Here is a 12031-nt window from a genome sequence, read left to right on the forward strand (position 1 = left end):
TTTGCACAACTTTTATTCAATCTAAACCAAATGCACTACGGGTAAAAATTAGTAAAATTTAGTCTCTTAAAATACTAAAAATTAAAATTGTCAAACAGCAAAGCTAAATTTGAATTTTGTAGAAATTTTGAATTTTTATATTTATCTCTAATCTTTTATTAAAAAAAATAAAAACCAAACAATAAACACCTAAATATCAAACAAATAAATTGACACACATCATTGACAAATTATTAGAAAAAAAATAATAAAAACACAGATGTATTCTATGTTTTTGTTAAATATTTAAAATCTTCAAATTAACCAAATGTTACGTCGAGGAGAAGTTTTATGACTAGCGACTGATAAAACGTTTACATTATTTTAATGCAAACAATATCGTTCCAATGATTATCAATACTGCTCCCATTGCGGTTTTCAGAGTCAAAGTTTCTTTAAAAAACAATACTGCAAAAATGATGGCTATAGCAACGCTTAATTTATCAACAGCCACAACCTGCGAAACTTTTCCGATTTGAAGCGCTTTAAAATAAAACAACCAAGATAATCCTGTTGCAGCACCCGATAATACAAGAAAAATTAGATTAAATTTTGATAACGAACCAATATCTTTTGCTTCTCCTTTGATGAAAACAACGCTCCAAACTAATATCAGGATAATAATCGTTCGGATTCCTGTCGCAAGATTAGAATTGATATTGGAGACTCCAATTTTAGCAAAAATAGCCGTGAATGCAGCAAAAAGCGCTGACAACAATGCATAATAAAACCACATTATTCAAACTTTAAAAATTTTTAACAAAACCTATTCCCACACTTTTATTTTGGTAATAAGGCATAATCATCGTTGCCGAATTTTTGTTCTTACCTCCCAAAAGATTATTGATTTTTGGATACAGCCAATATGCCAATTCTGTAGAAAGAATCCCGAAACCAGCACCTCCCACTACATCTCCAAACCAATGCTTGTCATTCATCATTCTGTAAACTCCTGTAAATACTGCAAATGAATAACCCGAGATTCCCAACAGAAAATTTGTGTCTTTATATTCTCTGAACATAAATTGCGCAGATGCAAAAGCAAGCGCCGTGTGTCCCGACGGAAATGAAAGTTTATTAGATTGGTCGGGCCTTTCCTCTTTTACAATATGTTTCAGTGGCATTACAAATGATGAAGTAATTAAAACTGAAGTTCCATAGATGATCGTTCTGTCTCTGAAATTGTGTTTTCCTTCAACTCCGAATGCATTTAATCCGTAAACCAAAGCTGCAGGAGCAAATTGCGTGTAGTTGTCTAACCTGATGTGATCTGGTTTATGCTCATTGATTTCATCTCTGGTCGAGAAATTCAATTTTTTTAAACCATCAACACTTAAACTTGCCACTCCGTATCCTATAAACGCAGTTGGAATGATCAATTTTTTATAGCTTAAAGTATTTTTTTCTGTATTTAAGACAACGACGCTGTCTTTTTTGACTTCCTGAGTCTGGATTGAATCATTATTCTGAGCAGATAATTTCCCGCAAGCTGATAGTAAAATGAAAAAGCCGATGGCTACTTTATGACGATAATTTGACATTTCTTTTGGGGTATTAAAATTTGTTAGAAGAATTCATCAACTGAATATTTACATCTTTAAATTTTTCAAGAACATCTTGTCCGTAAGATGTGAAATAGTGTTGATGTTGTAAAAAAATATGGTTCTTCATTTGCCATTCTTCATCGGTAAAAATTAGTCCGAGAAATTTTTCGAACTCAAGTCTTAAAGCTTTTTCATATTGATGATAATTAGTTTTTGTTAAATGAAACATATCTGCATCACAAAGGATTTTATCGATTTCTGAAGTCGGATTTTGAGGATATTTGGTTGAATCGATACATTTTAAAACCTTATCAATGAAGAAGGCATCGCAATTAGAATTCTCCAAAAAATTCTTGGCAATTCTTTTACTTTCATCTTCGTGACCTTTGTAAGTAAAAGCATATCCGCAATCGTGAAACCAAGCCGAAATCTCCAAAGCATAAAAATCTTCATCAGAAAGTTTATTTTCTTTAGCAATTTCGCGAGTTGCAGAAACCACTTCGTAAGTGTGGGTTATATTGTGAAAAGTCAGCTGCTGAGTAAGATTTTCCGTTAGAAATAATATAACATAATCTCTTACTGACTGTAATAAATTATCCATTATAATTTGTATTAAAACTTATAACTATACCCTAATCGTATCACTTGTGTTTCGTAGTAATCATCGCTTGTATAGCGGAAACCAACACCTTGAATCTGTTTTTTGATGACCATCGTGTTCAACAAATCTGTAGCATTAAAGAATAGTTCTCCTTTACCATTTTGTATCGATTTTTTCACACCCAAATCCATTGAAAACCTCGACCCGATTTTCCCTTGCGGAATAATATCCGGAGCAAGATAAACAGCCGTCAACTGCGCATCAAATCCGTTAGAAAACTTGAAAGTATTGTTGAATTTCACATTTCCTGATATCACTTTCTCCATTTCTGCTGAAAAAGTATTCGGAGTTGGATAAAGATTGGTTACCGTAAAAGCATCAATCTGATTTCTGTAAAGATTTCCATTAATATTAAATGAATATAATTTTGAAATTTTTTGATTCAAAATCATTTCAAGTCCTGAATTATAACTTTTCCCTGCGTTTTGAAAAACCGCATAAACCAAAGTACTTCCCGGAACAATACTGGAAATTCTTGTAATCGTTCCATTAGAAAAACGGTGATACAATGCAGAGTACAAATAGCCATTATCCCAATTATACTTGTGCCCCAATTCCACCGAATTGGTAAATTGTGGACGCAGTTCAGGATTACCAACTTTGATAATTTCTGCGTCATCATATTTTGGGAAAATCCTGATATCTACTTCATTCGGACGGTCTACCCTTCTGTTATAGAAAATCGAAAATTTATTTCTATCATTGAGTTTATATGCTAATCTAAGATTTGGAAACGGTTGTGTATAGTTGTAGCTATCACTTTTGTAAGTCGGATGATTCGGGTTGACATCATATTGGATTTTAACATATTCTAATCTCACGCCCAACTCAGCTTCCCATTTTGGAGTTTCAAATATATAATTGGCATAAGCTGCAGGAATCAATTCTTTGTAAGTTGCCCAACCTCCTGCATTTATATCTAAAACAGAGTTTGCTCCAAGAAGAAAGTTCATATTGGTAGGAATACTTCTGTTTCTAAGCTTGATTCCGGTTTCCAATCGTCCGTATTTTAAAGGTTTTATATAATCAACATTGAAATCATAAACCTGTTCATCCGATAACAATTTGAAAGCGTCTGTTCCCGTGGAAATTGGTAAATAGTTGTCGTAAAAATATTTTTCATCTTCTCTGTGAAAAGTATAGTTGAAACCTACATTCAGCAAATGCCCTGCTTCTTTGAATTTATGCTGATAACTTGCCGTTCCCATAATTGTGGTTTTCAATTCATCTTCCAAAAACTGCCACAAACGAAGTCTTTCCGAGATATCTCCATTAAAAAAAGGCTGGTCTCCGCGGTCGATTATTTTTTCACTTCCGTACATTCCGGAAATAGTTAATGAGTTTTGAGAGTCTATATTCCAGTCGAGACCTGCTTTTGTGGTAAGGAAATTGGTATTTCTGTTTCGTTTTAACTGAGAATTAATCACAGTTCCGTCATCATAAGTTCTTGTAACAAATTCATTTTTATTTAATGTTTGCGTGTAAAGATTATCTGCCTGTAGAAAGAGATTGACTTTATTTTTTCTGTAATTAAGAGACAACGAAGGATTGATTTTCGGTGTGAAAGTATATTGAGGTCTTATCGTTGGAAGATTTTCTTTTCTTTCCCAAAGCGAACCCGTTCCATAGGTAAATCCTATTTTACCGTTCCAGCCGTTTTGTTTGTTTTTCTTCATAATAACATTGATGATTCCCGCATTTCCGTTGGCATCATATTTTGATGAAGGATTGTTGATGATTTCAATTCTGTCAATCGACGAAGCCGGAATATTATCCAATCCGGTTTGGCTTCCGAAACCTGTAAGAGCGGTTTGTTTTCCATCAATCAAGACAGTCACTTTATCATTTCCACGAAGTTGAACTTTCCCGTCCTGAACCGTAACTCCGGGAAGATTTTGCATCGATTGAAGTACAGAACCTCCACTTTGGCTGATGTTATCTGCAACAGAATACGTTTTTTTATCAAGCTGATTGCTAATTTCATTTTTCTTTGAAGCCGTTAAAACAACCTCATCGATTTTTGTTTCCTTTACAGAAGAATTTTCCAATTCGATAGCCGGTATTTCAATAAATTCTAAAAGACTTCCTACAAATAAATCCTGCTTTTTCAGACTGTATCCGGAAATGGTTGCTTCCAAATAATATTGGTCAGGTTTTATTCCTTCAAGAGAAAATCTGCCTTCTTCATTGGAAATGGTTCCTGCCACAAAAGTATCATCGCTTGATTTTTTTAAAACGATATTGGTATAAGCCAGAGTTTTTTTGTCAGCTTTATCTTTTACAATTCCGGATATCGTAACATTAGAAAATTGCGCTTTGATAAAACTCGTTGTGATTAAAAAAAACAGGAGAAACAAATTCTTCAGCATTGTGATACTCATTTAAAGATTATTGCACAAAAATGAGATTCGATTTAGAAGAAATTTTGAATTATATTGTAACCCTGTCATTTATTTTAAAAAAAAGAAGCGACTATATCCAATAGTCACTCCCACTCAAAAAATAGCTTTATAATTGTCTTTTGTTATTTTTGCAATTAAATTTCAAATTAGTTTAAACACACATTAAATTATAAATTCTAGCTATCACAATCATTCTAAAATTGTGCATAGATTTATCCGTAAAAAATAAAAACTTTAGAATTTAGAATTATTTGTAGATTTAAAATTTTACGGAAAAAACGTGAGAATTATCTTGAAAATTATAGCCAATCTCCCATTTTTGAAATCTGCAAATTTCTTTGATAATTGCAAGTCCGAGACCGCTTCCACTGCTATCATTTGAAAATCTTGAAAATCGTTTAAATATTAAATCAGAATTTAGCCCCTCGAATCCAGAATTTGATATTCTTAAATATTGTTTTGACAGTTCTATCCTAATATTTCCATCGATATCAGTGTGTCGTATTGCGTTAATAAGAAGATTGTTAATTAAGACATCTGTTAAGGAAATATTTCCCAGAGATTTTACATTTTCCTCAATATTTGTAGAAAGGCTAATATTTTTTTGATCAATATGCTCTTCAAGATTACTGATACTATGCTTTACCTGCTCATCAATTTCAATTTCAACAATGTCAAACTGGCTATTTTCGATTTTTGCCAGTAATAAGAGATTTTTATTAATCCTTGAACTTCTGGTTAAAGCCATATTTATCTCCTCAACAATCTCATAATGTTGATCTGTTAAATCTTTGCTCTGTAAAAGTATATCCAATTTATTTTTTATAATAGCCAATGGAGTCTGTAGCTCGTGAGATGCATTCTCTGTAAATTCTTTCTGACCTTTATATACTGCAATACTATGATCAATCAACCTGCTTAGAGAATCATTAAGCTCTTCAAACTCTTTGGTATCTGTTTTAATAAAGTTTATCTTGTTTTGATTATTCAGATTGAATTTTTTTAACTGATTAAGAGTATCGTTGAAAGGTGCCCAAATAATTTTCGAAAGTCTTCTGTTTAGAACAACAAGTCCAATAACAATTAAAGTAAAGAAAAAGAATGTAATAAAGCTTATGATCATTATTGTACTTTCTGTCTCTTCAATATTTGTCTCAATTGTAAAAAGATAGGGTGAATTTTTTATGAAAACAATTTTTCTCAAAGATCTGTAGCGCTCTATTGTAGGATCTGCAGAAAACGGTTTATATTTCTCTTCCGTAAAAATTGAATCTTTGGGAAGTTTCTTAGATGAAATTTTTTCAATATTTGTACCTGGCTGAATTTGGTTCCACAATGCAATATTTTTCTGTAAATCTTCAGCAGAAATGTTTAATCTATTAAGTTCGTGTGCTGTTTTTTCAGCAACGATTTCATTGTGTTCATCCAACTCATCTTGCCAGATTACATCGATTACGTAATAATAAACGGGAATACTAATCGTAAGAACAATTAATAAAAAGATGACAAACGGTTTGGTTGTTTTGCTTAGAAGAGGTTTCATTGCTTGTGTTTTTAGCTTTCCCATTTATAGCCTGTTCCATACACCGTTTTTAAATAATGATCACAACCTGCATCGTATAGTTTCTTTTTCAGATTTTTCACATGGGCATACACAAAATCATGATTATCGAGCATATCTGCAAAATCACCGGACAAATGCTCTGCTAATGTACTTTTAGAGATTACTTTATTTTTATTTCCGATAAAATAAATAAGAAGGTCAAATTCTTTTTTAGTTAAAAAAACAAGTTCTTTATTTATTGTTACTGTTTTTGACAAAAGATCAATTTGCAATGCATTTTGATGAATGACATTCGAATTTTCAAATTGTTTCCTACGAATAATAGAAAAAATACGGGCCATCAATTCAGACAAATGGAAAGGTTTGGTCAAATAATCATCAGCCCCAAGTTTTAATCCGCTCACTTTATCATCTATAGCATTTTTGGCCGAAACAATGATAACACCATCCTGCTTGTTTTGCTTTTTAAGTTCTTTTAATATTTCTAATCCGTTTCCATCGGGTAGCATTATATCTAAGATAATACAATCATATTCATGATTCTGAATCTTGTCCATTGCTTCGAGGTAAGATGAGGCAAATGAGCACAAGTAGTTCTCTTCAGAAAGATATTCTGAAATACTTTTAGCCAATTCTGTCTCATCTTCTATTATTAAAATTTTCATTTTGCTAATTTAAAGTTGAATTTAGAAAAAATTTAGAACTTAAACTAATGTTATAAAAAACTATATTTAGTTAAATGGACAGTAGTGAAAAGCTCTGCGTTACCAATTTTTTTCAACCATAATTTTAAGTTGTAATTCAAAAAAATAATTGTTTATGTAATAAAACTTTTTAGTAAATTGTACAATAATATGAAGATTTTCGCCAAGGTGTGAATTTCGTATCAATATCTCAATAGAATAGATAAGGCATTGAGCTTCGGCTCGATCTGCTTACAAAAAATCTCTTCAGCTTCGTATTTATTTTTGGCTTATGGGAATTTTTGAATCAAAAACATTGGGATTTTGTGTTGTATTAAAAAAACTAAAACTAACCATCAAATAAAAATTATGAACAAAGAGAATAATATCAATCAGATTATTGAAAATCTGATTCTATTAGTAACATCTAAAAATCCACCAAACGAATATCAATTAATTACCCAAACAGTTCTAGCTGCAATACAAAATAAAAACAGCTTAATCACTGATATTAAAGCAATAAAAACATCAGACAATAAAGTTTTTTTATCTACTATAAAATCAAAAATTGATGTCGACACAGAGTATTACGACCAGATAGTAGAACTTATAGGGAATGCGCTGAATCTTATTTTGAATGCTTTATTATACTCAGATGGGGATAAAATAGGCAATCTTATAAATACAATTAGGAATAGTATTTTAGTTCTTATTGGTGATTTTAGAAAAAGTCAGGATTATATACAGACACCCACTTCTTATTCTCTTGTTAATCCTGAGCAGGATTTTTGGTTTTTACGTTCAGATACCAATGGTTTACATACGTTCAATACAGATAATAATTATCTTAAAAACACGATCCCGAATGCTTCTGAATCTATATACTCGAATGCTGAAATATATAACAATCCTTACACAAATCTGTCGCCCAAATGTGTGATCGCTACTCCTTTTCCGGCTGAGAAAATTATTAATGAAAACGAACTGCAAAATTATATAGCCGATCTTTTTATGAATGTACCTTTTGCGGCTTCCCATAAAGTCATTTTTGAAGCTCAGATAAAAGTTGAAAACTTAGAAGGTGGATCTAGAGGATGGGGATTCTGGAACACAGATGCTTTACCTGTATTGGGAATGAAAGTAGCATGGTTTATACAGCAACAGAATCAATCAACAAAAGAAAATCAATTCCAAATTTGGACGTTCAATGGTGTAACGATAGATATATATAACATCCCAGTTCCTTTAGATGAAGAATGGCATTCCTATAAAATATCAATGGATAAAAACTTAGTATCTTATTACATGGATAATAATTTAATACATCAGGTAAATACAACCTTCCAAGGTCCGATGGCTTTTCATAATTGGGTAGATAATGGTTTTTTCGACATGGAAAATGGGGGAAATAAAGTACTTCAAAATAGTAGCTCTGCCAGAACAAATTATACAAAGGAAATGACAATTCATACGAAATGATCAACAGTATAAGTGCTTTCTATAATAATATAGAAAATTATTTTGGGAAACTCAATCACATCATTTTTATTTAGGATACAACCCAGTACAATTAGGTATTTTTTATGATTGTTAATACATCAAAGCATAACTTAAATGCTATTTAATATCTTCAAAATATTATCTATATCTGCTAATAAATGGTTTCGATAGAGTCCTATAAAGTACACCAAAAGCCAAATGGCGCCAACTAAATACAGTTGGTGCTATTTTTTTATTCTAACTAAAAAACATCATTTACAATAATTACCATTGTTGTTCAAAAATTACAATAAAACATCAAATATTTTAATTGGGTAAGAATTAAATTTGTATTTCTATTAAAAACTATGGACAAATACAGCTTTTTGGAAATAGCAGCATTTACAGGAATATTTTTGGTGCTGCTTCTTGCCTTATTTTTATTAACTGTAAAAACTAAACACAAACTTGCCAATTGGCTTCTTGCTTTTTTTCTGTTTACCAATGCTGTAGATGCTTGTAAATTTTTGATGCGTGATTTTCCTGTTAATTTCATCAACCTCGAGGCTTTTCGTTGGAGTATCAATTATTTGGTTCCGGCATCTTTTTATCTCTATGTATTGTCCGTTTGTTTTTCCAAATTCAGATTAAAACCAAAACATTTATGGCATACCATTCCGTTTATTGCTTTCAATCTGTATATGGCGTATGGGATTTATTTTGAAGACAGAACTTCAAAAGTGAGTTTCATCAATGCTTTGAGCGAGTCACCTGTCATGCAATTTTTTCATATTCTTTTCGAAGTTCTATTCCAGGTTTATTTTATTGCTTCATTTTTGGTGATCAGAAAGTCTAAAACGGTCTACCTCGAGAATTATACAAATCCAAATATCTCTATCTTAAATGCACTTTATAAAATAACAATCCTATATTATGTCTTACATTTTTTAGTATTGATAAGATGGTTGGTTACTTTCATCTTTGGTTTGGGAGAAATCAGACAATGGATTGTAACTCTTGATGGGTTTGCTTTTTTCTTTTGTACGTGTTGGTATCTATTTGTTGCCTTAAACAAACCTGAATTTTTCAGAGGTGTTAATTCTCAATTGAAACCTATCGTTGAGCTAATTCCGAAACAAAAACCTTCTTCAGCGATTGACGACGAAAAAAATAAACAAATCTTAGCTTTAAAAGAATTTATGATTGAAAAAGAACCTTATCTCGATTCTTCATTAACGATTCAGGATTTGGCAGAACAATTAAAAATGCCCGCCAAAGATTTATCGGCTTTGATTAATCTGTATATGAATAAACATTTTTTTGATTTCATTAATGAATATCGGATCGAAAAAGCCAAAGAAATACTGAAAGATTCTTCACAAAAAGATGTTACAATTTTAGAGATTCTTTATCAAGTGGGTTTCAATTCCAAATCGTCGTTCAGTACTTCATTTAAAAAATATACAGGAACCACTCCAACAGATTTCAGGAAAAATTCAAAATAATTTGTTTTTTTTCTAAGAAATGGGTTCGACTTTTTTTAATCGGTCGCGTACTGAAGCGTTTTAAAGCATCTTTGCAGAAAGTTTTAGACCATTAATCAAATCTATTTCAGAAAAAATTAATTAAAATGAAGAACCGATTTTTCTTATTATTAACAACAGTTTTAATTATAAATTTTCTTTCTGCTCAAGAATCAAGTCATTCTCAAAAAGCAAAGAGCAGAAATCAAAAATCAATTGAACAAAAATTAGAAATCAATCAAATTGATTCTTTAATGACAAAATCCTACGAGAGAGATTTGTTCAATGGAAATGTTCTTATTGCTAAAAATAATAAAATCATCTACCAAAAATCATTTGGTTTTACGGATGAAACGAAACAAACTAAATTAAATAACAAATCGATATTCAACATTGGTTCTATTGCAAAAGAATTTAATGCTGTTGCCATCATGATTTTGGTGGAACGTGGGCTTCTTAATCTTGATGATCCGATTTCTAAATATAATTTGGACTTACCGAAATGGTCAGAAAAAGTAACGACAAGACACTTGATTAATTACGCAAGTGGAATTCCGAAAATAGAAAATAAACTAATAGTTCCAAAAAATGATGAAGAAGCCTGGAAAATATTGAGAAACAATGACACCTTACTGTTTGAACCAGGAACCAGTTATATGTATGATAATGGCAATGTATTTTTGCAAAGAAGGATTATTGAAAAGGTAACCGGAATGTCTTTTCAGCAATTTGTTACTAAAAACATTATCAAGCCTTTGAAAATGAACAATTCGGTATTTGATCCGAAATTGGATTATAAAAATAGAACGTCTTGTTATGATATGGATAATATAAAATGTCCGGAAATGGAATTTATAAGTGGATGGCTTTGGGTAGACATCAATGACTTCTATCAATGGATTGAAGCGATGAATTCTAATAGATTAATCTCCAAGGAATCCTTTCAAACTCTTTTGAATAATCCATACGCAAAAGATGAAGGCGGATCTCTTGGCAGATACTTTGATAAAGATGAGTTGCAGAGGCACAATGGGGTATCGTATAAATTTGAATCCATCTTTTTAAATGATTTTAAAAATGATATTACGATAATTCTCGTGTCCAATAATTTAAATAGAGTTTGGGATTTAGGACACATTATTCACAACTTAATGTTAGGAAAAGAGTACGAAATTCCTAAAAAATCTGTTTATCAAAAGTTAAGAAAGGAAGCTTTTATCGACGTAAATAAAGCGATAGAAACTTACTATTTACTCAAAAAAAAATCTGAAAAAGAATACAGTTTTGAGAACTCAAGTGAACTGAATAAATTAGGCTACGAATTATTAAGACTCGGAAAAATCAATGAATCCATAACGGTATTTAAATTGGCTACAAAAGAGTTTCCTAAAAATGCGAATCTTTTCGATAGCTTAGGAGAAGCTTATTTTACAGATAAACAATACGATTTAGCATTGGAGAGTTACAAAAAAGCAATCAGCCTTGGCGGAACCAACGGTAATGCTGAAAAAATGATCGATAAAATAGAGAAAGAAACAAGGAAGTAAAATTTCCAAATTAAAATTATAAACAAAAAAATCCCGGGTTAACCGGGATTCTAATTTCTTATCCAAATTTATTTGATCTCTACAGGAACCGAGATTTTATCCCAATCCATTGTAAATCCATTTTTATTTATTTTATAAACCAAAGCTTCCTGTGTTGCTGGCAAAGCCTTTGTTTTTACATCTACACGCAAAGCATCTTTAGCTTGTTCATATTTATAAGCACCCCATTGTTTTGGCTCTTTGTTAAAAATTGCAGTCCAGGTTCCGCTTTGTTTTGGGATCAAGAAAAAGCTGTATTTACCTGCAGGAAGTTTTTTCCCCTGAACGGTAATGTCTTTATCTGTTTCGAAAGTAGTTGCTTCATTTGCACCTGCACGCCAAACTTTATCATAAGCTTCCAGACCGCCCCAGATTGTACGTCCTTTAACAGAAGGACTGCTGTAGGCAATTGTAATATTTGCATCTTTAATTTTTCCTGTAGCAGTTGCAGGAGGACTTGCCGGTTTTTTAGCTTCCTGTGCAAAGGCATTAAAAGAGATTGTCATACTCGCAACAAGAACTGTAGCAGATTTAATGATCGTTTTCATAA

10 protein-coding genes are annotated in these 12031 nt (G+C 31.6%); 3 read left to right on the forward strand and 7 right to left on the reverse strand.

Going from position 1 to position 12031, the window contains the following annotated elements; genetic code table 11:
* Positions 1 to 358: 358 nt before the first annotated feature.
* From OEW74_RS01995 to OEW74_RS02020, 6 genes are all read right to left on the reverse strand, one after another.
* Positions 359 to 775, reverse strand: coding sequence for an EamA family transporter (locus tag OEW74_RS01995; protein WP_265426895.1), 417 nt, complete (start codon positions 773 to 775; stop codon positions 359 to 361).
* A 10-nt stretch (positions 776 to 785) separates the two neighbouring features.
* Positions 786 to 1580, reverse strand: coding sequence for a phosphatase PAP2 family protein (locus OEW74_RS02000; protein WP_265426896.1), 795 nt, complete (start codon positions 1578 to 1580; stop codon positions 786 to 788).
* Between the two features lie 13 nt (positions 1581 to 1593).
* Positions 1594 to 2184 (reverse strand): HD domain-containing protein, encoded by a 591-nt coding sequence (locus tag OEW74_RS02005; RefSeq protein ID WP_265426897.1) that lies wholly within the window; start codon positions 2182 to 2184, stop codon positions 1594 to 1596.
* Between the two features lie 11 nt (positions 2185 to 2195).
* Positions 2196 to 4613, reverse strand: coding sequence for a TonB-dependent receptor domain-containing protein (locus tag OEW74_RS02010; RefSeq protein ID WP_265426898.1), 2418 nt, complete (start codon positions 4611 to 4613; stop codon positions 2196 to 2198).
* A gap of 292 nt (positions 4614 to 4905) precedes the next feature.
* Positions 4906 to 6189, reverse strand: coding sequence for a sensor histidine kinase (locus tag OEW74_RS02015; protein WP_265426899.1), 1284 nt, complete (start codon positions 6187 to 6189; stop codon positions 4906 to 4908).
* Positions 6190 to 6200: 11 nt separating this feature from the next.
* Entirely contained in the window at positions 6201 to 6875 is a 675-nt protein-coding gene (locus OEW74_RS02020; RefSeq protein ID WP_265426900.1) for a response regulator transcription factor, read from the reverse strand.
* A 387-nt stretch (positions 6876 to 7262) separates the two neighbouring features.
* On the opposite strand from OEW74_RS02020, the gene OEW74_RS02025 reads away from it, so the two are divergent.
* The 3 genes from OEW74_RS02025 to OEW74_RS02035 all read left to right on the forward strand — a co-directional run bounded on the left by OEW74_RS02025 (position 7263) and on the right by OEW74_RS02035 (position 11442).
* Positions 7263 to 8372, forward strand: coding sequence for a hypothetical protein (locus OEW74_RS02025; protein WP_265426901.1), 1110 nt, complete (start codon positions 7263 to 7265; stop codon positions 8370 to 8372).
* Between the two features lie 368 nt (positions 8373 to 8740).
* Positions 8741 to 9877 carry a helix-turn-helix domain-containing protein gene (locus OEW74_RS02030; RefSeq protein ID WP_265426902.1) on the forward strand — a complete coding sequence of 379 codons (1137 nt, stop codon included), beginning with the start codon at positions 8741 to 8743 and terminating at the stop codon, positions 9875 to 9877.
* A 272-nt stretch (positions 9878 to 10149) separates the two neighbouring features.
* Positions 10150 to 11442, forward strand: a complete 1293-nt coding sequence (locus tag OEW74_RS02035) for a serine hydrolase (protein WP_265426903.1) — start codon at positions 10150 to 10152, stop codon at positions 11440 to 11442.
* Between the two features lie 68 nt (positions 11443 to 11510).
* On the opposite strand, the gene OEW74_RS02040 is transcribed toward OEW74_RS02035, so the two are convergent.
* Entirely contained in the window at positions 11511 to 12029 is a 519-nt protein-coding gene (locus OEW74_RS02040) for a DUF2911 domain-containing protein (protein ID WP_265426904.1), read from the reverse strand.
* Positions 12030 to 12031 lie beyond the last annotated feature (2 nt).

This window comes from Chryseobacterium sp. YIM B08800 (assembly GCF_026163565.1).
Lineage (GTDB): Bacteria > Bacteroidota > Bacteroidia > Flavobacteriales > Weeksellaceae > Chryseobacterium.